Origin of the sequence: Micromonospora sp. NPDC048898, from assembly GCF_043198035.1 — a bacterium.
Taxonomy (GTDB): Bacteria; Actinomycetota; Actinomycetes; order Mycobacteriales; family Micromonosporaceae; genus Micromonospora.
The window spans coordinates 68,613-91,854 of record NZ_JBICUF010000016.1 but is presented as its reverse complement, the minus strand read 5'-3'; the positions used below and the strand labels follow the sequence as shown (position 1 = coordinate 91,854).

20 protein-coding genes and 1 pseudogene are annotated in these 23,242 nt (G+C 70.0%); 7 read left to right on the top strand and 14 right to left on the bottom strand.

Annotation, left to right across the window (positions count from 1 at the left end; genetic code table 11):
* Window positions 1–87: 87 nt before the first annotated feature.
* Both ACGFIQ_RS30020 and ACGFIQ_RS30015 read left to right on the top strand, forming a co-directional pair.
* Entirely contained in the window at window positions 88–1,548 is a 1,461-nt protein-coding gene (locus ACGFIQ_RS30020) for an MFS transporter (RefSeq protein ID WP_393248855.1), read from the top strand.
* Between the two features lie 222 nt (window positions 1,549–1,770).
* On the top strand, window positions 1,771–2,301 hold the full coding sequence (locus tag ACGFIQ_RS30015; protein WP_393248854.1) for a hypothetical protein: 531 nt from the start codon (window positions 1,771–1,773) through the stop codon (window positions 2,299–2,301).
* Window positions 2,302–2,360: 59 nt separating this feature from the next.
* Here ACGFIQ_RS30015 and ACGFIQ_RS30010 read toward each other — a convergent pair whose 3' ends face one another.
* On the bottom strand, window positions 2,361–3,422 hold the full coding sequence (locus ACGFIQ_RS30010) for an NAD(+)/NADH kinase (protein WP_393248853.1): 1,062 nt from the start codon (window positions 3,420–3,422) through the stop codon (window positions 2,361–2,363).
* 217 nt (window positions 3,423–3,639) lie between these two features.
* Between ACGFIQ_RS30010 and ACGFIQ_RS30005 the strand changes: the two genes are divergently transcribed.
* Complete coding sequence (locus ACGFIQ_RS30005; protein WP_393248852.1) at window positions 3,640–6,687, top strand: tetratricopeptide repeat protein; 3,048 nt, start codon at window positions 3,640–3,642, stop codon at window positions 6,685–6,687.
* Here the strand turns inward: ACGFIQ_RS30005 and ACGFIQ_RS30000 are convergent.
* Window positions 6,641–7,120, bottom strand: a complete 480-nt coding sequence (locus ACGFIQ_RS30000) for a hypothetical protein (RefSeq protein WP_393248851.1) — start codon at window positions 7,118–7,120, stop codon at window positions 6,641–6,643. The two genes, ACGFIQ_RS30005 and ACGFIQ_RS30000, sit on opposite strands and share 47 nt — an antisense overlap.
* A 123-nt stretch (window positions 7,121–7,243) precedes the next feature.
* Window positions 7,244–7,366 carry a hypothetical protein gene (locus ACGFIQ_RS29995; protein WP_393248850.1) on the bottom strand — a complete coding sequence of 41 codons (123 nt, stop codon included), beginning with the start codon at window positions 7,364–7,366 and terminating at the stop codon, window positions 7,244–7,246.
* Between the two features lie 85 nt (window positions 7,367–7,451).
* Here ACGFIQ_RS29995 and ACGFIQ_RS29990 point away from each other — a divergent pair.
* Window positions 7,452–7,766, top strand: a pseudogene (locus tag ACGFIQ_RS29990) (glutathione-dependent formaldehyde dehydrogenase); the annotation flags it as partial.
* A 31-nt stretch (window positions 7,767–7,797) separates the two neighbouring features.
* Here ACGFIQ_RS29990 and ACGFIQ_RS29985 read toward each other — a convergent pair.
* The 3 genes from ACGFIQ_RS29985 to ACGFIQ_RS29975 form a co-directional block, all read right to left on the bottom strand.
* Window positions 7,798–8,925, bottom strand: a complete 1,128-nt coding sequence (locus ACGFIQ_RS29985; protein WP_393248849.1) for a hypothetical protein — start codon at window positions 8,923–8,925, stop codon at window positions 7,798–7,800.
* A gap of 283 nt (window positions 8,926–9,208) precedes the next feature.
* Window positions 9,209–9,796 (bottom strand): VanZ family protein, encoded by a 588-nt coding sequence (locus ACGFIQ_RS29980; RefSeq protein WP_393248848.1) that lies wholly within the window; start codon window positions 9,794–9,796, stop codon window positions 9,209–9,211.
* An 80-nt stretch (window positions 9,797–9,876) separates the two neighbouring features.
* Window positions 9,877–11,121, bottom strand: coding sequence for a serine hydrolase domain-containing protein (locus ACGFIQ_RS29975; protein WP_393248847.1), 1,245 nt, complete (start codon window positions 11,119–11,121; stop codon window positions 9,877–9,879).
* Between the two features lie 118 nt (window positions 11,122–11,239).
* On the opposite strand from ACGFIQ_RS29975, the gene ACGFIQ_RS29970 reads away from it, so the two are divergent.
* The gene (locus ACGFIQ_RS29970; protein WP_393248846.1) at window positions 11,240–11,896 is read left to right on the top strand and encodes a response regulator transcription factor; all 657 of its coding nucleotides are present in this window, start codon (window positions 11,240–11,242) and stop codon (window positions 11,894–11,896) included.
* Window positions 11,893–13,002, top strand: a complete 1,110-nt coding sequence (locus ACGFIQ_RS29965; RefSeq protein ID WP_393248845.1) for a sensor histidine kinase — start codon at window positions 11,893–11,895, stop codon at window positions 13,000–13,002. Before ACGFIQ_RS29970 ends, ACGFIQ_RS29965 begins: the two co-directional genes overlap by 4 nt.
* Window positions 13,003–13,200: 198 nt before the next feature.
* On the opposite strand, the gene ACGFIQ_RS29960 is transcribed toward ACGFIQ_RS29965, so the two are convergent.
* Window positions 13,201–13,611, bottom strand: coding sequence for a winged helix-turn-helix transcriptional regulator (locus tag ACGFIQ_RS29960; RefSeq protein ID WP_393248844.1), 411 nt, complete (start codon window positions 13,609–13,611; stop codon window positions 13,201–13,203).
* Between ACGFIQ_RS29960 and ACGFIQ_RS29955 the strand changes: the two genes are divergently transcribed.
* Complete coding sequence (locus tag ACGFIQ_RS29955) at window positions 13,603–14,535, top strand: NAD(P)H-binding protein (RefSeq protein WP_393248843.1); 933 nt, start codon at window positions 13,603–13,605, stop codon at window positions 14,533–14,535. The genes ACGFIQ_RS29960 and ACGFIQ_RS29955 overlap by 9 nt on opposite strands.
* A gap of 106 nt (window positions 14,536–14,641) precedes the next feature.
* On the opposite strand, the gene ACGFIQ_RS29950 is transcribed toward ACGFIQ_RS29955, so the two are convergent.
* From ACGFIQ_RS29950 to ACGFIQ_RS29920, 7 genes are all read right to left on the bottom strand, one after another.
* On the bottom strand, window positions 14,642–15,859 hold the full coding sequence (locus tag ACGFIQ_RS29950; RefSeq protein WP_393248842.1) for an iron-containing alcohol dehydrogenase: 1,218 nt from the start codon (window positions 15,857–15,859) through the stop codon (window positions 14,642–14,644).
* An 87-nt stretch (window positions 15,860–15,946) separates the two neighbouring features.
* Window positions 15,947–17,407, bottom strand: a complete 1,461-nt coding sequence (locus ACGFIQ_RS29945) for an NAD-dependent succinate-semialdehyde dehydrogenase (protein ID WP_393248841.1) — start codon at window positions 17,405–17,407, stop codon at window positions 15,947–15,949.
* A gap of 348 nt (window positions 17,408–17,755) precedes the next feature.
* Complete coding sequence (locus ACGFIQ_RS29940; RefSeq protein ID WP_393248840.1) at window positions 17,756–18,832, bottom strand: ABC transporter ATP-binding protein; 1,077 nt, start codon at window positions 18,830–18,832, stop codon at window positions 17,756–17,758.
* Entirely contained in the window at window positions 18,832–19,899 is a 1,068-nt protein-coding gene (locus ACGFIQ_RS29935) for an ABC transporter ATP-binding protein (RefSeq protein WP_393248839.1), read from the bottom strand. The genes ACGFIQ_RS29940 and ACGFIQ_RS29935 overlap by 1 nt, the downstream gene beginning before the upstream one ends.
* Window positions 19,899–20,810 (bottom strand): carbohydrate ABC transporter permease, encoded by a 912-nt coding sequence (locus ACGFIQ_RS29930; protein WP_393248838.1) that lies wholly within the window; start codon window positions 20,808–20,810, stop codon window positions 19,899–19,901. Before ACGFIQ_RS29930 ends, ACGFIQ_RS29935 begins: the two co-directional genes overlap by 1 nt.
* The gene (locus tag ACGFIQ_RS29925; protein ID WP_393248837.1) at window positions 20,810–21,757 is read right to left on the bottom strand and encodes a carbohydrate ABC transporter permease; all 948 of its coding nucleotides are present in this window, start codon (window positions 21,755–21,757) and stop codon (window positions 20,810–20,812) included. The genes ACGFIQ_RS29930 and ACGFIQ_RS29925 overlap by 1 nt, the downstream gene beginning before the upstream one ends.
* Complete coding sequence (locus ACGFIQ_RS29920) at window positions 21,754–23,187, bottom strand: extracellular solute-binding protein (RefSeq protein ID WP_393248836.1); 1,434 nt, start codon at window positions 23,185–23,187, stop codon at window positions 21,754–21,756. Before ACGFIQ_RS29920 ends, ACGFIQ_RS29925 begins: the two co-directional genes overlap by 4 nt.
* Window positions 23,188–23,242 lie beyond the last annotated feature (55 nt).

The window sequence follows — 23,242 nt, the reverse complement described above, 5'->3', positions numbered from 1 at the left end:
CTTCTCCAGTTGGAGTAATACTCCACTTGGAGAAGAGTGGGGAGAGTGCGCTCAACACGGGACACGTCAGCCCAAGGAAGGCCCGCCATGTCGGTGACAAAGCCGCCCAGGGTGTCAGCCACCCGCACCCTGCGCCCCGGACTGGTGCTCGGCATCACCTGCACCGCGCAATTCCTGGTGATCGTCGACGAGACGGTGGTCAACGTCGCGTTGCCGTCGATCAGCAGCGACCTCCATTTCGCCAACCCGTCCGCGTTGGCCTGGGTCGTCGGCGCGTACATGGTGCTGTTCGGTGGTTTTCTCATGCTCGGCGGACGCGGGGCGGACCTCTTCGGCCGTCGCAAGGTGTTCGTCACCGGGCTTCTGCTCTTCGTCGGCTCGTCTCTCGGCGCGGGTCTGGCGGACACCTCGACCCAGCTCATCGTCGCCCGGGCCGCCCAGGGTCTGGGTGCGGCACTGATGAGTCCCGCGGCACTCAGCCTTCTGGTCGCCACGATGACGGACCCGGCCAAACGCCGGCAGGCACTCGGACTGTGGGGCGGCCTGTCCGGCATCGCCGGTGTCTCCGGCGTCGTCCTCGGCGGCCTGCTGACCGATTCGGTGAGCTGGCGGTGGGTCTTCTGGGTCAACGTGCCGATCGGCATCGTCCTGGCCGCCGCCACCCTGACCCAGCTCCCCAGGGATCCCGGCCTCCGCGAATCCGGTACGAGCGGCACGAAACTCGACTGGCTCGGCGGCGTTCTCATCAGCGGCGGTCTGGTCCTGCTGCTGTACACGGTCATCAACACCGAACATCGCTCCTGGGGCGACTCACTGACCATCGGCGGGCTCGTCGGAGCGGCCCTCCTTCTGCTCGCATTCGTCCTCCACGAGCGTCGCGCCGCCGATCCCCTGATCCGGCTCGGCATCTTCCGGCACCGCGCCGTGTCGGTCGCCAACGGGCTGATGCTGCTCGCCGCGGCCGGGCTGTACGGGATGTTCTTCTTCACGACCCTGTACCTGCAACTGGTCCTGGGCTGGGAGCCCTTGCAGGCCGGCCTGGCCTTCATCCCGATCGGCGTCAGCATCGCCGTGCTCAGCGGCGTGGCCATCCAGCTGATGCCCCGGATCGGCGCCCGTGCGCTCCTGGTGCTGGGCCTGACCACCGCCGCCGCAGGGCAACTTCTGCTGCTGCGGACGACCACGGAGGGCAGCTACGTCGGCCAGATGCTGCCTGCCCTGGTGCTGTCCGGTTGCGGATTCGGGCTGTCCCTGGTGCCGGTGATCAATGCCGCAGTGAGCGGACTGCGCCGTGACGAGACCGGCGCCGGATCGGGCCTGATCAACGTCTCCCAGCAGGCCGGAGGCGCGATCGGAGTGGCGGTCCTGGCCGCCGTCGCCACCAACCAGTTCGAGAAGAACCTCGCCGGTTCCACACCACCGGCCGCGATGCTCGACGGCTTCCACACCGCCTTCACCGTCGGTGCCTGCCTCACCCTGGCCGCCGCCCTGCTCGCGTTCGCCCTACCCGCGCTGCGCAAGGAGGTTGATCTGGAAGCGATGGTCTGACGGACTCATGATGACACCGTGGCCACGCCTCCTTCGACCACCGCTACCCGTCTCCTCCGGCTGACCCGCCACCCTGGACGAGCGCGCCGCCAGAACCCCCGTGTCTGGCGGCGCGCTCCCGTGCGGCCACCTCGACCATCGCGAGCGCGTCGGCAAGGGCCGGATGGTGATATCGGGCTGGTTCAATGAATACGGTGGTGGAGCTCCCGGGGGGTGATGGACATGTCCGTTGGCAAGGCGGCCGGGGCGAAGGCGCTCCAGGCGCTCGCGGTGTGCATCGTGTCCGCGCCGTGCCTCGTGCTGTGGGGCGGGCTGGTGTACTGGCACGACGAGAGCACGGACCCCACGCCGGGGCTGACCTACCGGTCCGGTGACCGACCCCGCGAGCACAACCGCCCCATCTGCGTCCAGCAGGGCGTGCCTCATTGCCCGCCCCGGCAGATGATGTGGACGGTTCCCGGCGGCGGGTCGGTCACCACTCAATTTGCGCTCGACGATGCCGAGGACACTCGGGTGACCGGGTCGTTCGAGGTGCGGGGCGGCTGCTCGCCGGTGGTCGACTGGACGATCACCGCACAGGGTCGGACGATCGCCGGGGCCAGAACGCGGGTCCGGCTGGTGGACGAGCAGTTCCTCGGCGAGGCCCGGTTGCTGCCGGGCGACCGGGCCGTGACCCTCACCGCGCGGCGTGCCGATCGCGGCTCCTGCGAGGCCGTACTCGTGTGGAACGCCGCGGGTACGACGACTGACTAGGGTCAGTCCCCGGCGCGGCGGCTTCCTCGTCGCGGGGCTGGAGGCGTGCGCCGTGAGGCTCAGGCCGGATCGGAATCCTCTGCCGGCAGGTGCAGGTGTTGTAGGTCCTCCGGCACCGGCAGGTCCGGCCGGTAGACCAGCAGCGGGGGCTGGCTGTCGGTGTCGGCGCGGGCCGCGGGAGCATCGGCCAGCGAGAACTGGTCCCGGAGCCGGCCGAAGAAGTCGTCGACGTCGGCGACGATGAGCTTCGCGCGGCGTCGGGCAGGGTAGACGGCGACCCAGTCGCCGGGGTCGAGGATTCCGTGTACGCGCCCATCGACGACGACGGCGACCTGACCCGATCGCGGAAGCACCTGGACACCCACGGGTTCGTCCGGGGCGGTGACCATGCTGCGGTTGAACGCCATGTGCGGGGCGACCGGGGTGAAGACGAGGGCGTTGAGGCGCGGCGACAGGACCGGTCCGCCGGCCGCGAACGAGTACGCGGTGGAGCCCGTCGGCGAGGCCACCAGGACGCCGTCGGCGGAGTAGGTGGCGAACAGCCGACCGGACAGGTACACCGCCACGCTCGTCTGCCGGTCCCGGCCAAGCTTTTCGAACACGACGTCGTTGAGGGCGCTGAGGCCCAGCGGGACACCCCAGCCCACCTGGTCGGACGTGCCCGGTCGGGAGATGGGTTGGGCGGGTGCGGGACCGCGGCCGTAGCGCAGCAGGGTTCGCAGCTCCGGCGGGACCTGCAGCGGGCGCGACGCCCGCAGGGTGAGGAGCATGCGCTGCTGGATGGGTGCGCGGCCGGTCAGGGCGGCGCCGAGCACCCTCGGCAGGTCCGTCGCGGCGAACGGGGTGAGGAAGCCGACCCGGCCGGCCTTCACGCCGAGAACTGGTGCGTCGGCCTCGACCGCGACGGCCAGCCCGCGCAGGAGGGTTCCGTCGCCGCCGATGGTGACGACGAGCTGCGGTCGCCGCGTCATCCCGGCCAGCACGTCGGCGGGGCTCTGCTCGTCCTGCCAGACGTCCAGGGTCTGCGACGCGGCACCGTGCTCGGCGCAGATCCGCGACACCAGCTCCGCCGTCTCAGCGGCCTGCGGCCTGGTCGGGTGTACGACGACGCCAACGAGCATCCGACTACCCACCTCCTCTCGGCTGTCGACGTCATCTGACGTGACCACTGCGGAAATACTCTACGGACAACAGGCCTGGGCACCTCACCACCGGCGCAGATGGGTCCCGTCGGCGGCGCGGGCGAACGCGTTTGGCGAGCGGAGGGACCGCGGACGCTACAGTCCACAGCAGCCGCGCGTGAGGCGGTCGCGTGGCCCAGAAGAGGAGCCGGGTGGCATGGGTGCGAGACGATCGCGCGACCGCCGGATCATCCTCGCCGTCGCCGGGCTCGCGCTGCTGACGGCGACGCCCGCGGCCCTGGTCGCGGCGAACGTCACAAATCTGTGGATCGTCGCGGCGGTGACGGCGATCGCCGCCGTCGCTGCCGCGCTAGGGGCGATCTGGCAGGGGCGGGCGCAGCGGTACGGGCAGCGCCGCGACGACCAACAGTTGGGTGTCGTCGACGGTTGCCTGGTGCTGCGCGGCCGGCTGCCCCGGGTGCGGGAGGTTGGCAGGCCGACCTGGCTGGGCGTCAACCCGGCGGTGGCGGCAGCCGACACGTCGGCACCGGAGCGTCTGCCGCCGTACGTGCCCAGGGACATCGACGCCGAACTGCGCCGGCAGCTGACCGGAAGCGTGTTCGTGCTGCTGGTCGGTGACTCGCTGGCCGGCAAGTCGCGTGCGGCGTACGAGGCGATCCGAGAGCTGCTGCCCAACCACGTCCTGGTGGCGCCCAGCACGCGCGACGCGATCCCACACGCGGTCGTCGCCGCGGCAGGGGAACGTCGGAGTGTGCTGTGGCTCGACGACATCGAGCAGTTCCTCGGTCCAGGTGGGTTGACCCGAGCCGGTGTCGCCACCGTCCTCGGCGCGGGCCGCGGTCACCGGGTCGTCATCGCGACGCTGCGGGCCGTCGAGGCCGAACGGCTGGCTCGTGACCGACTCGCCGCCGACGACGGACAGCGGCAGGCCCACAAGGAAGCGCGTTCCGCGCTCGCGCAGGCGTACCGGATTCGGGTGGAACGACAGTTCACCAGAGCCGAACGGACCCGCGCCCGAGGCATGGCCGGTGACCGTCGGATCGGGGACGCGCTGGCCGTTGCCGACGACTACGGCGTCGCCGAGTATCTCGGCGCCGGACCGGATCTGCTCAGTGCGTGGGAGAACGCGTGGAGCCCGAACCAGGACCCCCACGTACCCAGTCACCCGCGCGGCGCCGCGCTCGTCGCCGCCGCGGTCGACGTGCGGTGCGCCGGTTATCCGTCGCCGATCCCACGGGCGGTGCTGGAGCTGCTGCACCACCGGTACCTCGACGACCGTGGCGGCGAGCGCCTGCGGCCGGAGACGGTGGCGGAGGCGTGGAACTGGGCTACCCAGGCCCGCCGGGTCACCACCGCTCTGCTGCAACCGGCCGCCGACGAACGGATCAAGGTCTTCGACTACCTCGTCGACGCCGTCCAGCGCGGTCGCCCGCCCGACCACCACGTCCCGGAGCCGGTGATCCGGGAAGTCCTGTCGATCAGCTCGGCCACCGAAGCCGACAGCATCGCCGCGGTCGCGCAGCAGCAGGGCCGCCCACACCTGGCCAGGCTCGCCTGGCTTGTCGCGTACGAGCAGCGCGTCGAGCACCTCGGCCGCACCCACGCCGACACCATCGCGGCGCATGGCAGGCTCGCCACCGCCGTACGGGATCTCGGGCACCGAGCCGAGGCGGAGGCCCTGTACCGCGCGGCCCTCGCGGACAGCACCGAGACGCTCGGCGTCACCCACCCCCAGACCCTGCTCCTGCGCGGCAACCTCTCCATCCTTCTCGTCGATGCCGGTGAGTACCGCACAGCGGAGGGCGAGCTGCGAGACGTCCTCGCCGCCTGCCTCGAAACCCTCGGTCCGGCACACACGCACACCCTGCAGATCAGAACCCACCTCGCGCTGGTCCTGCTGGCGACTCACCGCGCCGGCGATGCCGTGGCCGAGCTGACCGAGGTGGTGTCGGTCCGGACCCGTCTGAACGGACCCGACCACCCGGACACGCTGTCCGCCCGGCACCACCTGGCCGGCGCCCACGCCACACTCGGCCACCAGGCACAGGCCGAGACCGGCTACCGCGAGGTCCTGACCGCTCGCGCACGGGTTCTCGGCCCGAACCACCCGGCCACTCTCGGCACCCGCGAGGCACTCGGCCTCCTCCTGGAGCCGGTGCCGTCGTTCAACGTCGTCCTGCTCGGCACCCGAGGCGCGGGAAAGTCGGTACTGCTGGCGTCGATGTTCACGCATCTTCGCGGCGACGCCGCGATCGACGGTGTGCGGGTACGTGGCGACATGGCCACCACCATCCAGCTCACCTCGCTGTACCAGGACGTGGTCGACCGGGACGGCTGGCCGCCAGGCACCGCCATCGCGGACCGGAAGGTCTTCTCGTTCGGGGTCCTCGCCCGTCACGAGCATGCCGAGAAGCCGATGCTCACCATCAACTTCCTCGACTACGCGGGCAGCCTGCTCGAATCGCGGGAGCCAGGAGACCCGGCCGTCGCCGACCTGGCCGCGGCGGTCGCGAGCGCCGACGCCCTGTTCGGAGTGCTCGACGGCCTGCGCCTGCGGCGCTGCCTGCGCGGCGAGCCGGTCGGCGACCGGTACCTCGACACCATCGTCGATCCGCTGCTGTCGGTCATGGCGGCGGCGAAGGTGCCAGCCCACCTGCTCGTCACCAAGTGGGACGTGTTTGGTGGCACGGAGGGCAGCGGTGACCGTGAGGTACTTCGGCGGATCCGTGACCTGCTGATGCGGCGCCCGCACTTCCAGGATGTCGTGAGCGACCAACCGGTGAGGCTGATCCCGGTCAGTGCCGTCGGCCGCGGGTTCACCACCGTCGACGACGACGGCATGGTCCACAAACGCCCCGGCGGGCAGCCAGCACCGTTCAACGTCGAGATCCCGTTCTGCACGGTGGTACCGGACCTGTTCGACCGGATCGAGCGCAACCTGGACAGCGCGCTTCGGGAGGCGACGGATCGAGGGCCCAGGTGGGACTGGCGGGTGGCCAGCAGACTGCGGCAGGGCATCCTGGCGTACGTCGTCACTCGCGCCGCATTCCGCAGGCGCGACAGCCGGTGGGACGATCTGGGCCCGATGCTCGACGACGATGTCGCCGCCACCGACGGCTCCCGGGCCCGCCAAGCGCTGCTGCACCGGCTGCGATCCGTCATCGCCGCGTTCGAGGCCCAGTTCCCCGAGGCGATGGTCACCCGAAGCGGCAGCGACGATCCGACCAGGACCGAACGGCAGTGACGCCGCGGCCGGCTGTCCGTCCAGTGACGTCTGGCGCACTGTGTGGTGTACTCACCGGGTTTCGCAACCCGACCGACAGGGTGCTGTGCGCGCCGGCCTGGGCGGCGGTCTGGGTCCAGCCGGGCCACCGCTGCTCGCTGCCGGTGTCCGGCACCATCAGGCTGGTGGTGCTCTCCGCGGCCTGCAGGCACGGGCCGTAACCACGTTCGTACGGCTTCTCGGCGAGCGCGAGAGCGAGGGCGCCGGTGAACGCGGCGGTCTGCGGCTTGTTGCCGTGCAGCAGGGTGACACTGACCTCACTGGCCCCGGGGATCGTGCGCTTGGCCAGCTGGGCGATGCTGTCCAGCAGGGTGTCGAGGTCGATGTCGGCGAGTCGGATACGGCCGAGCTCGGCGAACGCCTCGTGCGGGTCCATGGGGTCGACGTGCGTCATCAAAGCGTCCTTAGCGAGGGCGCGTACCACCACCAGGCGCCTGGGGTGGGGTGCGCGGATCGCTGCAGGCCCCTGATTTCGGAGTCCGGGATCCGCGCCGCTTTTTGACGCAAACCAGCGCCTTCACAGTCGTCCCTCCCGCCGACGCTGTTGGGTGGCCATCCGCAGTGGTTTGTTCATCGGAGTCGGCTCGGTGGTGGGTGGGCAGTCCGGGTGCAGGACCTCACTGGTCTCGGACGTGTGCATCGAGGCAGTCGGTATGGAATCGCACAGCAGCGGTCCGCAGTTCTGGTACGACCAGGTCAAGCAGCAGCTGCGCATCGAGTCCGACCGCCCGATCGCTGCCCGCGAGGCGATCTACAACTGTCGCAAGGGTGGCAGCGTGTTCGTGTTGGGCGTCTTCGCCGGCCTGGTGGACAAGTTTCCGCTCGGAGCGGTGATGAACAAGGGGCTGACACTGCGCGGCGCACAGCAGCACGGACAGCGCTACATTCCCATGCTGCTGGAGCGGATGGCCCGCGGTGAGCTGGTCACCGAACATCTCGCGACGCACACCATGCGGTTGGACGACGCGCCGCGCGGCTACGAGATGTTCAAACAGAAGATCGACGACTGCGTACGGGCCGTCTTCCAGCCCACCAGCTGACCGTCGCGACTCGGACGGGTGCCCGCGCCGCCTACCTGCCGCGGTGGGACTGCCCGCCCTTCTCGTCCCGCCAGCCGTCGGGTTGCGGATGGTAGCCGTACGCGGCAGCCCGGACCGTCTCCTCGTTCTCCAGCCCGGAGCCGATCGCGCCGCCGACGGTGGCCAACGAACTGGTGATCCAGGCGAGCGTCAGATAGTCGGTGAAGTCGACCGGCCGCTGCAGGATCTGTTCCAGCACGGATGTGTCGATCAGCAGCGCCGCGACGAGCACCGTTCCCACGAACAACACCACATAGGACACCGCCGTCGCCAGCGTGAGAGTGAGGACCGTACCCAGGTTGAACAGCCGGGCCAGCTCGGTCGGTGTCTCGCGGTCGGGTTTCTCCCACAGGTCGTGCGCGACGATCAGCCAGGCCACCAACGCGGCCAGCCCGAGCAGCATGATCACGGTGAGCCGGAGTCCGCCGAGGGCGTCGCCCATCTGCCAGATGGTGTCCGTGGTGAGCGCGAACGCGGCCGTGCCGAACGCGCCGACCAGCAGCTTGGACAGGCCCAGCAGGGCGCGTCCCGGGCGGTTGGCGCGGACCATGCCGGTCACCAGCCGCGCCCGGCCGATCAGCCCGGAGGCGACGTAGCGCCGCTCGCCGGTGTCGGCCTCGCCGACCACCCGGTGAACGGCGGGCATCCGGCGTGCCATCTCGGCCGGTGCCTGGGCGGTCGGAGGCACCCGCTTGTCGGACGCATCGGTCAGCAGCCTGTTCACCAGGTCCGGGACGGCCGCACGTGCCGCTCGTAGCTGGCGCAGCCCCAGCGCGGGCAGGGACACCACCGCGACTCGACGCCGAGCGGAGGTCTGCGCGACCAGCGGCACCCCCTCGGCATGCAGCGGCAGGTCGGTCAGACAGATCGCGACGTCCCACTGGTCGTCGGCGCGCCGCTGGGCAAGATCGTCAAGTAGTGCCTCGACGCCGTGGTCGCGGCGCGGCGCCACGTCGCCCCAGCCTTCCCGGACGATCCACCGTACGTCTGCGTCAACCCGATCGGCGAGCCCACCGGCCAACTCGGCCCTGAGCGGTGCGGCCACCCGGGCGGGGTGGTCCGGCGGGGTCGCCACCAGCCCGACGACGATCTCCGGGCGATGGTGTTCGCTGTGGGTCATCGGTGCTCCTCACCTTTGGCGGCCCGGCCGCCGGCGGTGAACTGGGGCGTCACCGCCCTCGTGGCAGCTCCCTGCCGACTCACCCAGTGGTAGAGCCAGGCGACCGAGAGGGGCGACCAGTCCGTACAGCGCCGACGCGACGCCCTCGTCGAACCGGGCGGCCCGCCCACGCAGCCTAAGAGACCACCCCGAAGGGTGCAGTGGATTCGGTGGAAGGCGCTCTCGCGGCTCGCACCACCACCGGTGCACGAGGCCGGCAGTTGACCAGCCCCGCCCAGGCCCTTCAGTCAGTGATCGCGCGGTTTCTGGTGGCCAGCTGCCGCGTTTGGTCCCGGGCCGTGGCGCGCCACCAGCGACGCGCCGCCAGCGCGGCCAGCCCGGCGCCGGCGGCATTGAGCAGTACGTCGTCCACGGACGACACCCGATCCAGCCGCAGGACGTACTGTGCGGTCTCGACCAGGACCGAGCAGCCCGCCGCGAGCGCCACGATCCGCGGCACCGACGTCAGCGCCGCGAACCGCAGCGGGGCGAGGAATCCCAGTGCCGCGAAGACGATCAGGTTGCCGACGACCTGGCCCGTCAGTGTCACCGGCCCTCGGTCGGTGAGGATCGTGAGCAGGTCCCGCAGCGGTACCAGGCTCGTCCCGGCCCGGGTGCCCGGCAACAGGATCATCCATACCCACGGCACCGTCCCGTAGACGATGCCGATCTCGGCCAGCGACATCCGCCACGCCCACCCGGGCGTGGCGCCGGTGGCGATGCGACGGCGTGCCAGAACCGACACCGCCAGCGCGGCCAAGGGCAGTGCGGCCACCGTGGTGTGGGCCACGCCGGTGAACGTACCGATCCAGTCGTGCCAGTCTCTGCGCATGTCAACCCCGCTTCCGTCCGTACACTCGGGGCCGCCCCTGCTCGGCGGTCACCACCCACGAAAATGTCCGGAGAGTCGCGTCAGCCGCCCCCACCCGGCCCGCCGCCGGGCGAACCCCCGGTGACGGCCCGCATCTCCCGCTGGCTCATCTCCTGTAGCGGCGCGCCGTCGCTGTTGCTGAGGATGACGCCGACCCAGCCGGTGTACGGGTAGATGCTCCAGCTCGCACCGACACCGGGGTTGCCACCGGCACGCGCGAACATCCACTGGTCGTTGACGATGCGGACTGGAATCGTGTATGACCCGAACGACGCCGGCCCGTGCGGGATCTTGGCGGCGGTGAGCAGGTCGGCCCAGGGCTGGTTCAGCACCGTGCCGTCGCCCAGTGCGTGCGCGAACCGGACCAGATCCGGCGCGGTGGCGAAGCCGCCGTCCCCGGGGGCGTCGATGAAGGCGCGGCCCGGGTTCTTGCCGGCCAGGTACGGGCTGCTCTGGTCCAGGTTGCGGACGGCGTCGACCCGGCTGCCGTCGGCCAACAGCATGTACGGGTGCGCGATGTGCCGGTCGGTGAGCCACTGGGGCCTGGTGGAGAACGCCGTGCCGGTCATGCCGCAGCGCCGGAAGATGTTCTCCTGGACGTAGTCCCAGTACGTCTCGCCGGTCACGGCCTCGATGATCAGCGCGGGGATGGCGACCTCGGCGCCGGCGTGGTCGGTGGGAGTGCCGACGGGGGCCACCAGCTTCGACTGCCGGGCCCACTGCTCGCAGTACTCGCGCACCTCCTCCCGGCTCTGGAAGACGCGTTGCGTGTCCTCGGCCGGCGTGTTCATCCCGGAGTTGCCGGCCAGCATGTGGTGAATGGTCACCTGCTCGGCGATGTCCTTGGTGAAGCCCGTCAGGTACCTGCCCACCGGGTCCGTCAACTGCACCTTGCCCTGCTGCGCCAACTGCAACATGGCCACCGCGTGGAACGGCTTGCCCGCCGAGCTGAGGCTGAACGCGATCCCCTCGTGGTTGCGGATCCCCTTCTCCCTGTCGGCCATGCCGTAACTGCGGGACAGCACCGTCCGTCCCCGGTGCGACAGCAGCACCACACCGGAGAACCTGCCCTCCGCGGCCAGTTGCGCCACGTACCGGTCGTAGGCCCCACCGGGCAGGGCGTCCGGTGGGATCCGGTCGTGCCCGGACGGGCCGGTCGAGGCCGGGGCTGCGTGGCCGACCCCGGCGCTCACCAGCGGCACTCCGGCCACTGCGCCGGCGGCGGCCAAACCGCCCCAGCCGACCAGCCGCCGCCGGTCGATACCACCTACCGAAGCCGATTCCATGAGCACGGTCCTTTCCCGATCGACACACGGACCGTTGCAGGTCTACCGACGACCGCGCATCGGCAACCGATCGCCGACCCATACACCACTCATATGCGCTGCTGGGGATACTGGGCGGATGCGGGTGCTGCTGGTCGAGGACGAACAACCCCTGGCCACGTACGTCGCGGCTGGGCTGACCAAGAATGGCTGCGCCGTGGACGTGGCACACGACGGTCAGCAGGCGCTGGACAAGTGCGACATCATCCCGTACGACGTGGTGGTCCTGGACCGGGACCTTCCGGTCGTGCACGGTGACACCGTGTGCCGGCTGTTGGCACAGCGCGGCGCGGCGCGGGTGCTGATGCTCACCGCGTCCGGTGCCGTGTCCGACCGGGTGGACGGGCTGGCCCTGGGCGCCGACGACTACCTGGCCAAGCCGTTCGCGTTCTCCGAGTTGGTCGCCCGGGTGCGTGCGCTGGCCCGGCGCAGCACGCCGGCCCGCCCTCCGGTGCTGCGCGCGGGGGATGTCGAACTCGATCCGTCCCGGCGCACCGTCGAACGGGCTGGCCGGCTGCTGTCGCTGACCCCGAAGGAGTTCGGGGTGCTGGAACGGCTGCTCGCCGCCGACGGTGCCGTGGTGAGCGCGGAGACGCTGCTGGACAAGGTGTGGGACGAGCACGCCGACCCGTTCACCAACGCCGTGCGGATCACCGTCAGCACCCTGCGGCGCAAGCTCGGTGATCCACAGCTCGTCGAAACCGTGACCGGCGCCGGGTATCGGATCGCCTCATGATCCGGCGACTGACCGCCCGCAGCCGGCTCACGCTCGTGTACACCGGCCTGGTGCTGGCCGCCGGGTTCCTGCTCCTGGCACTGACGTACGTGCTGTTGGTGCGGGGCGACCTGCGGCTGCCTTCCCCGGGTCCGGACGGCAACATCGGTGGGCGGCTGCGGGAGGAGGTGCTCGCCGATCTGGTGGCTCGGGCCGCGCTGGCGCTGCTGGTGGTGACCGCGCTGGCCGGGGTGACCGGCTGGCTGGTGGCCGGGCGGATACTGCGGCCGATCCGGACGATGTCCGGTACGGCGAACCGGCTGTCCGTGGAGAAACTGTCCGAACGGATACCGGTCCACCGACCCGCCGACGAACTCGCCACGCTGGCCGCCACCATCAACGGCATGCTGGACCGCATCCAACACGGCATCACCGAACGCGACCGGGTCCTCGACAGCCAACGCCTGTTCGTCGCCAACGCCGCGCACGAACTCCGCACCCCGCTCACCACCATGCGCACCGCCATCGACGTCACCCTCGACGGCGAACCCGACCGCGCCGAACTCGTCGCGATGGCCGGCGACATCGCCACCGCCGTCGAAACCAGCCAGCGCACCCTCGACGGACTCCTGGTCCTGGCCCGCAGCCAGGCCGGCCCGCCCCGCCGAACCCCCGTGGACCTGGCCGACGTCGCCGCGACAGTTGCCGACGCCGCCGACCGGGCGGCGAACGGTGCCGTCACCCTCCGTACCGACCTGCGGCCGGCGCCGGTCAGCGGCGAGCCGGTGCTGCTGGAACGGATGGTCGGCAACCTGCTGGAGAACGCGCTGCGCTACAACCACGCCGGCGGAGACGTCACGGTGACCTCCGGCATCGCGAACGGGCTCGCGTTCCTGCGGGTGGTCAACACCGGCCCGCTGGTCACGCCGGAGGAGGAGCGGCGGTTGTTCGAGCCGTTCGTCCGGGGCACCGGCAACGGCACCCGCGGGGCCGGGCTCGGCCTGTCCATCGTCCGGGCGGTCGTTACCGCGCACGACGGAGAGATCTCCAGCGCCGCACGGCCGAGCGGCGGTCTGGACATCGCCGTACACCTGCCGCCGGCCCTGGAGGCCGCTCCCTCCGGATGAGGCCCCCGCACGGCATCTCCGCGACGGACGGCCTAGGGCCTGTGTCAAAGCCCTCGGTCGAGCCGAGGCGGAGTCCAGGCGGCGATCCGGCAAGGCGGAGATTGGCCCGGATACCGGTGTTGTATCCGGGCCAATCTCCAACGCGGCCGGTCGTCGTCTGGGCCCGCCGCAGGCCGGCCAGGGGCTTTGACACAGGCCCTAGCGCAGGGGCCGGCGGCTGCCGACCCGGTGCGTGGCGTCGTAGTGCCGGCGGGCCTGCTCGACCTTGTCCAGGTTGCCCGACCAGTGGGCGAGGGTGGCGAACAGCGGTGCCAGGCTGCGTCCCAGCTCGCTGATTTCGTACTCCACGCGCGGTGGGACCTCTGGGTGGTAGGTGCGCGTGACGAGACCGTCGCGTTCCAGTTGCCGGAGCCGCTGGGTCAGCACCTTGGGTGTGATGGTGGTGATGCGGCGCTCCAGTTCCACGAATCGATGACGGCCGTATTCGTTGAGGGCCCACAGGATCGGGGTGGTCCAACGGCTGAAGACGATGTCGACCACCGGGGCGATCGGGCACGCCTGCTCCGGGGCGACCTCGGCACGAGTCGCCGGGTGCATGTCGTGGGTCACAGTTGGCCTTTCTCCCATTACTTTCCTGTAGGTACCTACTATCACGACGTTGATAGCTTCCGTCGAGCCGCAGAACTCGACAGCAGGGGGCAGACAATGATTGTGGTAACTGGGGCAACCGGCAATGTCGGACGGCCGCTCGTGCGGGCGCTCGCCGAGGCCGGCGAACACGTGACGGCGGTGTCGCGGCGGATTTCGGCGTTGGACGTCCCGGCGGGGGTGCGGCATCGGCAGGCCGACCTGGCCGATCCGGCGAGTCTCCCGTCCGCGTTCGACGGGGCCGAAGTGCTGTTCCTGCTGACCTCGGGCGACTTCGTGTCCGCCGGAGGCAGGGTCAGCGACGTGCTCGACGCTACGCGGGCGGCGGGGATCCGCCGCGTCGTCCTGCTCTCCTCCCAAGGCGTTGCGACGGGAAGCCATCCCTCCACGCTGGAGGACCCCATCGTGCAGTCGGACCTGGCATGGACAATGCTGCGACCAGGAGGTTTTCACTCGAACACGTTCGGGTGGGCGGAAATGGTCCGGAGCCAACGGATGGTCGCCGCCCCGTTCGGCGATGTCGCCCTGCCGACCATCGACCCCAGCGACATCGCCGAGGTGGCCGCCGCGGTGTTGCGGGACACCGCGCACGTCGGCAGGGCGTACGTGTTGACCGGTCCCGCACCGATCTCACCCCGACAGCAGGCGTCGGCGATCGCCGACGCGCTGGGTGAACCGGTGCGGTTCGTCGAGCAGAGCCGCGCGGAGGCTCGGGCACAGATGCTGCGCTTCATGCCCGAGCCAGTCGTGGAGAACACCCTGACCATTCTGGGCACGCCGAAAATCGGCGAGCAACAGGTGAGCCCACACGTCGAACGGATCCTCGGCCGTCCGGCCCGCACCTTCGCCGCGTGGGCCGTACGCAACACCTCGGCCTTCAAGTAGTCGATCGAGCCCTGGGTCGGCCGCGGTGAGCGGGCAACCACCGCGGCCGGGCCGATCGGTCTTGCTCGTCGTCAGGTGGAAGGCCGGTCACTGTCTCCGCTCGACGTCAGGACTTCCGGGTCCGGTCCCCGGCCCAGGCCGCTTCGAGGATCGCGGTCAGGCTGTCGGTGTCGGTCGGGCCCGGATGGTTCTGGATCAGGCGGGTGACGCCACTGGCCATCTCCGCGAAGCGCGGGAGGTCGGCGCGTGCCACGCCGATGTCGGCCAGGGTGGGAGGGATGCCGATGTCGGCAAGGAGCCCGTCGAGCCAGGTGAGGAACGTGTCCGCGGCCTCGGCATCCGAGGCGTCGGCCACGTCGAGGCCGCACACCCCGGCGAGGACGGCCAACCGGCCGGCGATGGCATCCCTGGCCGCGTCCAGCGCGTAGGGCAGCAGCAGCCCGACGCCCAGGCCGTGCGGCGTGTGCGTGGCCGCGCCGATGGGGTACTGGAGGGCGTGCGGGGCCGCGTTGCCCGCGTGGGAGAAGGCGAGCCCGGCGAGCATGGACCCGTAGGACATGTCCGCGCGCGCGTCCGTGTCGCCGCCGTCCCGGACCGCCCGACGCAGACTACGGGCGATCCGCTCCGCGGCCAGGAGCGCGTAGTGGTCGGTGATCGGGTTGCGGCCGAGGAACACCTGCTCCACCGGGTCGCGTGGTCCGTGGGCCCGGGGTCGCGCGGTGTAGCTCTCCACCGCGTGGCAGAACGCGTCGATGCCGGAGTGGGCGGTGACTGTCGCCGGGCAGCTGTAGGTGAGCTCGGGGTCGACGATGGCGAAGTCGGGCACGATGTGGACGCTGGAAACCCCCACCTTCAGCTCGCGGTCCGGGTCGGTCAACACCGAGACGGGGGTGAGCTCGGAGCCGGTGCCTGACGTCGTCGGGACCGCGACGAGAGGCATCGTCGGCCCCGGCACCTTCGACTCGCCGTAGAAGTCGCGCGGTGTCCCACCGTGGCGCCGGATGACGCCGACGATTTTGGCCAGGTCGATCACCGTGCCACCCCCGATGGCGAGGATCACGTCGGCGTTCACCTCGGCGGCGACCGAGACGGCCAGGGCGACATCGGCGAGTGGCACGTCCGGCGTCGCGTCGGAGAACACCTCGACGGCCTGGACCTTCTCCCGCACGGCGGCCACGATCTCGGCCACGCCCGGCTGTCCCAGAAGAACCTGGTCGGTCACGATGAGGACGCGCGAGCCACTCTCGGCCACCACTCGCGGGATGTTCTGCGCGACCCCTTCGCCCACGATCAGTTGGCGTGGTCCGCGGACGGTCTCAAGCATCTCGGTGCCTCTCCGGAACGTCGGCGGCGGTTTGCTGGGCGCACGGGGCGCGGTGATCCTCGGCGGGCGCCCGGAGCAGCAGGCCCGTCACGGTAGGTCGATCGCCGCGTAGGTGAGGTCGAGGTACTCGAGGATGCCCTCGTGAGACCCCTCCTTGCCGATCCCGGACTGCTTCACGCCGCCGAACGGAGCCGACGGGTCCGAGATCAGACCACGGTTGATGCCGACCATCCCCGTCTCCAGACCCTCGGCGAACCGGAGCGCCCGCTGCAGGTCACGGGTGAAGATGTATCCGACCAGTCCGAACTCGGTGTCGTTGGCCTTCGCCAGCACCTCGTCGTCGGACGTGAACGAGATGATCGGCGCCACCGGGCCGAAGACCTCCGCCGCCAGCATCCGCGCATCGTCGGGCACGTCGACGAGGACCGTGGGCGGGTAGAAGTGGCCCGGCCCATCCGGTCGCTCGCCGCCCACCAGGACCCGGGCGCCGCGCTCGACCGCGTCGACGACGAGCTCGTCGATCTTGGCGACCGAGGCCTCGTCGATCAACGCCCCGACGTCCACGCCGTCGTCGAGACCATGGCCCACCGAGAGCGCGCCCATCCGCTCGGCGAAGCGCGCCGTGAACTCCTCGCGCACCGGCTCCTCGACGTAGATCCGGTTGGCCGCGATGCAGGACTCCCCGATGTTGCGCATCTTGGCCACCATGGCGCCGTCGACCGCCACGTCCAGGTCGGCGTCCGCACACACGATCAGGGCCGCGTTGCCGCCCAGTTCCATGGAGGTACGCAGCACGTTGTCGGCGGCCTGTCGCAGCAGTACGCGCCCGACCTCGGTCGACCCGGTGAACGAGAGCTTGCGGGTCCGCCTGTCGGCCAGCAGTGCGGAGACCACCTCGCCGGAACGCTTGGTGGTCACCACGTTGACGACGCCCGGGGGAACGCCGACCTCCTCCATGATGCGGGCCAGCAACAGCATGGTCAGTGGCGTCTGACCAGCCGGCTTGGTGATCGTCGTGCAGCCCGCGGCCAGCGCGGGAGCGATCTTGCGGGCGCCCATCGCCAACGGGAAGTTCCAGGGCGTCACGAAGACGCACGGCCCGACCGGCTTCGGCACGGTGAGGATGCGATATCCACCCGCGGGAGCGGCGCTGTAGCGCCCCTCGACGCGTACCGCCTCCTCGGCGAACCACCGGAAGAACTCGGCGCCGTAGGCCACCTCGCCCCGAGCCTCGGCGAGCGGCTTGCCCATCTCGAGCGTTATCAGCCGGGCGACGTCCTCGGACCGCTCGGTCAGTGCCCGGTACGTCGCGGTCAACAACTCCGACCGTTTCCGTGGCGGTGTCGCCGCCCACTCCGCCATTGCCCTGCTCGCCACGTCCAGAGCGGCGAGCCCGTCCACGACGCCGGCGTCCGCCACCTCGGCGATGGTCTTGCCGGTGGCCGGGTCCTCGACGGCAAAGGTGGCTCCGCTCGCGGCGTCGCGCCAGGCGTCGCCGATCCGGAGCCGCCGGTGTTCGGGGGCCAGGACGTTCATCGGGTCACTCACTGCGTCGCCTCCTGTGTTCTTCTTGGTGCTGTCCGGCGTGCCTCAGTGATCGCGACGCCCCGCGCCACCGATCGCCTTGTCGGAGCACGTCCGTCCCCGTGTCGTCAGGCCGTGCGCACCGGTGACGGTCCGTCGAGGCTCGACCGCCACGTGCGGGCGCATGTCGCCGTCGCCGCCAGGCCCTAGGGCCTGTGTCAAAGCCCTCGGTCGAGCCGAGGCGGAGTCCGGGCGGCGATCCGGCAAGGCGGAGATTGGCCCGGATACCGGTGTTGTATCCGGGCCAATCTCCAACGCGGCCGGTCGTCGTCTGGGCCCGCCGCAGGCCGGCCAGGGGCTTTGACACAGGCCCTAGCGCCCAGCCTCGGACAGCGACAGCCCGGTGCCCGCGTCGAACAGGTGCGCACGGTCCAGGTCGACAGTGACGTGCAGCCGCTCGCCCTGCGTACCGGTGACTGTGGGTCGTGCCTTGACCTTGAGGATCTCCGTCCCCACGAGGACGTCGACCACCGTGCGGTCACCGAGCGGCTCAAGCCCGTAGAGCTCCCCGGACAACGACGCGTCCCCACGCTGCTCGACGGACAGGTCCTCCGCGCGTACGCCCAGCAGAAGCGCACGACCGTCCTCGGCCGTGGTCCAGCGCGGCCGGGGCAGCGTCCAGCCTTGCGCACCGACCAGACGATCTCCCTCGGCGTGGCAGGCCAGCAGGCTGATCGGCGGGCTTCCGACGAATCCGGCGACCCACTTGTTGGCGGGACGCTCGTACACCTCGGTCGGTGTTCCGACCTGTTGCACCTTCCCCTCCTTGAGGACCGCGACCTGGTCGGCCATGGACAGGGCCTCGACCTGGTCGTTCGTCACGTAGACGAAGGTCGCCCCGAGGCTGCGGTGGATGCGGGTGAGTTCGGTGCGCATCTCGACGCGGAGCTTGAGGTCGAGGTTCGTCAGCGGCTCGTCCATGAGAAACGCGCGCGGGCTACGGACCAGCGCCCGGGCCAGGGCGACACGCTGCATCTCACCACCCGACAACTGCGCGGGACGACGCTGCAGCAGACGTTCGATGTGCAGCAGGTTCGACATCTGCTCGACGGCAGCGGCGATCTCACTCGACGAACAGCGGCGTGCCCGCAGCGGCGAGGCGATGTTCTCGTACACCGTGCGTCGCGGGTAGAGGGCGTAGCTCTGGAAGACCATGGCCAGGTCGCGTGCGGCCGGGGTGTCATTTGTCGCGTCCCTGCCGTCCAGATGCACCGACCCGGCGTCGAGCTTGTCCAGCCCGGCGATCGCTCGCAGGGTCGTCGTCTTGCCTGCCCCGGAGGGCCCGAGCACGACGAAGAACGAGCCGTCGGGCACGTCCAGCGTCACCCCGTCCAGGGCCTGGACCTTACCGAAGGACTTGCACAGCCCCTGTACTGCCACGGTTCCCATCAGGCCACCAGCTCTTCCGTGCGCACGTCGTAGACCACCGGGGTCCCACCGGTGTGCCGCAGCCCGACCTTCGCGTCGGCGGCGAAACGGACGGTCGGTGGCATCCGAACCCGTACCTCGCGCTGGCCGCTGTGGTCGACCACGTAGATGATCTCGTCGCCCAGCCACTCCGCCGAGACCACGCGGGCCGGGACCGACCGTTCCGCCCCTGGCTCGGTGACCTCCAGCGCCTCCGGCCGGACGCCGGCGACCAGGGCACGGTCGCGGGGCAGGCCGGGCGGTGGGGTGAGGACCAGGCCGCCCTGACCGCGTAGCTCCCCGTCGGCCACCTCCACCTCGATGAGGTTCATCGGCGGGGAGCCGATGAACGCGGCGCAGAAGAGGCTCGCCGGACGGTCGTAGACCTCCAGTGGCGTGCCGACCTGCTCGACGCGGCCCTTGTTGAGGATGGCGATCCGGTGACCGAGCGACATCGCCTCGACCTGGTCGTGGGTGACGTAGACCATCGTCGCCCCCAGCTCCCCCTGTAGGTGCTTGATCTCCGTGCGCATGTCCGCCCGCAGTTCCGCGTCCAGATTGGTGAGCGGTTCGTCCATGAGGAATGCGCGCGGTCGTCGCACCAGGGCACGAGCGAGCGCGACGCGCTGCTGCTCCCCGCCGGACAGCTGGCGTGGTCGCCGGTCCAGGAGTGGACCAAGCTGCATCAGCCGGGCGGCCTCCTCGACCCGCCTGTGCACCTCCGCCTTGGGCAGACCCTCGGCCCGCAGTGGGAAGGCCAGGTTGTCGCGGGTCTTCAGGTGCGGGTAGAGAGCGTAGAACTGGAACACCATGGCGATGTCCCGCTCGGCGGGCGGCAGGTCGTTGACCAGCGTGTCGCCGATGCGGATGTCGCCGGTCGTCTGCCTCTCCAGGCCGGCGATGGCCCGCAGCGTGGTCGTCTTGCCGCAACCCGAAGGGCCGAGCATCACGAACAGCTCGCCGTCACCGATGGACAGGTCCACGTGCTCGACCGCGACAGTCCCGTCCGGGTAGCGCTTGTGCAGGGCGGTCACCTCGATGCCCGCCATCAGCGTCGCACCGCCCCGAGCGTGACACCGGCGATGAGGTGCTTGCGCACCAGGTAGGCGAAGACGAGCACCGGCAGGGCGAACACCACGGAGGCGGCGGCCACGAGACCCCAGTCCGTGGTGGTGCCGCCGATCAGGCCGGCGATGGCGGGTGGGGCCGTCCGGACGCTGTCGCTGGAGGTGAGGAAGGTGGCGAACACGAACTCGTTCCAGGAGAAGATGAGGGCGAAGACCGCCGTCGCGGCGATGCCGGGCACGAGCAGGGGCAGGGTGAACAGCCGGAACGCCTGCAAGCGGGTGTAGCCGTCGAGCATGGCGGCATCCTCGTACTCGGCGGGCACCTCGTCGACGAATCCCTTCATCATCCAGATCGTGAACGGGACGTTGAACGCGGCGTAGATGAGGATCAGGCCGAGCTTGCTGTCGATGAGTCCGACCTGGCGGTACATGAGGAAGATCGGGACCACGACCACCACGGGCGGCATGAAGCGGGTGGACAGGATGAAGAAGAGTTGGTCCTTCTTCGCCTTCACCGCGAAGCGCGAGTAGGCCCAGGCCGCCGGGACCCCCAGCAGGGTGGCCAGCAGCGTGGAGACCCCGGCGACCACGACGGAGTTGAGGAACGCCACGGACAAGGCCGAGCGACCGCCGCCGGGGGCGACGAACACGTCCTTGTAGTGCTCCAGGGTGACCCTGAAGTCGAAGAACTTGGCGGGGATGGCGTAGACGTCCCGGTTCTCCTTGATGGACGTCTCGATCATCCACAGCACCGGAAAGAGCATCACGACGGCCAGCAGGGTCAGCAGCGCGATCTCCAGCACCGAGCGGCCCCGGCCGCCCAGGCGTCGCGTCGGGGGCGTGTGATCCCGGGCCGGACCTGTGGCCACGGCCTCGTCGACGGAGACGGCCATCAGCCCTCCTTGAGCTTGTTCAGGTAGCGCAGGTAGAGCTGCGTGAGGACGATGACGACGAGGACCATGAGGATCCCGTACGCCGAGGCGGTGCCGGTGTTGAAGCCCAGGAACGCGACCTTGTAGATGTGGAACGACAACGTCTCGGTGGAGACGCCCGGGCCTCCGTTGGTGAGGATGTAGACGAGGTCGAACAGCCGGAAGGCCTCGATGGCCCGGAACAACACGGCAATGAGGAGCAGCGGCCACACCAGCGGAAGAGTGATGGTCCGGAACCGGAACCACTCGGACGCCCGGTCGATCGAGGCGGCCTCGTACAGGTACTTGGGGACCGCGGTGAGGCCCGCGAGTGCGATGAGCATGATGAACGGCGTCCACTGCCAGGTGTCGACCACGATCAGGGAGATCAGCGCCGTTCGCTGCCGGGTGAGCCACTCCACCTGCCCCAGGCCGAGCGAGCCGAGCATGCTGTTGACCACGCCGAACTGCGCGTCGAGCATGAACCGCCAGAACAGGCCGACCACGACCGGCGACAGCATCATCGGCACCAGGAACAGCGTGGTCAGCACTCCTCGCCCGTGTGTGCGCCGGGAGATCAGGTAGGCGATGCCGAAACCGAGCACGGTCTGCAGACCTACCGCGCCGACCACGTAGATCAACGTCGTCAGGGCCCTCGTGTGGACCTGCGCCGACGTCAGGATGGCGGTGTAGTTCCCGAACCAGACGAAGTTGGCGGGCCCTCCGCGGGTGGCCGAGTAGTCGGTGAACGACAGGTACAACGCCCACAGCAACGGGAACACCGACATCGCGAGCAACAGCAGCAGCGCGGGGGAGACGAAGGCCACGGCGAGCCCGCGGTCGCTCAGCCGGCGGGACCGCCCCGGTACAGGTGGCGTCGCGGACGCCACCTGCCCGGGGTCGGTCGTCAGAGGGACGGAGTCACTCACAGTCCGCCGCCACCCTTGCGGTTGCTGGAGTCGAGCACGCCCTGCTGCTCCTTGGCGATGTCGTCGAGCGCATCCTTCGGCTTCTTCGCGCCGTTGAGAGCCGCGTTCACGTTGGTGTTCTCGATGTTGACGAGACGCGCGTACTCGGGGACGTTCCACATGTCCCGCATCCGCGGAACCGAGTCGGTGTACACCTGGTTGAACGGCCCGGCATTGAGGAACTCGGGCGACTGCAGGGCGTCCGTACGCGACGGCACGCCACCGGCCGCGGCCCACTTCTTCTGGATGTCAGCCCGCTCGAACCACTCCATGAAGTTCAGGGCCTCCGCCTGGTTCGCCGCGGAGGAGTAGGCCGACACGTGCATCCCCATGCCGCCGAGCGGGACCAGGTTCGTCTTCTGGGTCGGCAGGGTGGCAAAGCCCAGCTTGTCGAGAATCTGCTCCCGCGTGGTGCCGAGCGTCGACTCCTTCGGATCGAGCAGGCCGCCGCTCGCGGCGATCCAGTTGAACGCGATGCAGGCCTTGCCCTGGGCGACCGCCGCGTTCACCTCGTCGATGAACCAGTTGCCGGAGCCCTTGGCGGTCAGCGGTTTCATCTTGTTGACCAGGACGTCCATCGCCTCCTGGCCCGCGGTGTCGTTGAGGATGCCGTCGATCTTGCGCGCCTTGGGGTCCCAGAGGTTGCCGCCGTAGACGCCGTTGACCGTGTTGTAGGTGACGGCCGCGGCGTCGGAGCCGTTGGCCTGGTGGAAGGCCAGTCCGCTGACGCCGGGGTTCTCCGACTGGCACTTCTCGGCGGCTGAGATCATCTGGTCCCAGGTCTGCGGCGGCTTGTCGCCGATCAGGTCCTTGCGGTAGATCATCGTCCAGGTGTCGCCGAGCAGCGGCAGTCCGTACAGGCTGGCGTTCTCGTCGCGCTTGCCGGTCTCCGCCTGGGGGTACTGGCCGTAGGCCGCCAGGAGGTACGGGTTGTAGGCCGTGACGTCGATGTTCTTCTTGACGAAGTCGGTGAGGTCGAGGATGTTGCCGTTCGTCACGGCCTCGCCGATGTGTTGCGAGTCCAGGATCGCGATGTCGAAGTCGGTCTTGCGCGCCGCGAACTGGGTGAACATCGCGTCGTGCCAGTTCGCGTTCGGCACGGTGTTGACCTTGATGGTCGCGTTCGGCCGCTCCTTCTTGTACTCCGCGTTCGCGAAGGCTTCCAGTGCCTTGGCGGGCGGCCAGTCGAACCAGATGAAGCTGAGGGTCAGCGGATCCTTGGTGAGTTCCGGGATGGTCGCCGGCGCCTTGGGGGCGCTCGCCTTCGTGCCGTCGTCCTTGCCGTCGCCGCAAGCCGTCACGGTCGTGGCCACCAGCAGCATGGCCACCGTCGCCAGCCGCACCTTTCGCCCGGGAACGGATATTCGTCCTATTCGCTTCGGATACCGCATCTTCTCGCCTGCTTTCTGGGTGGGGACTTCTAGAGCCTCGCTATGTGGTTCGCCG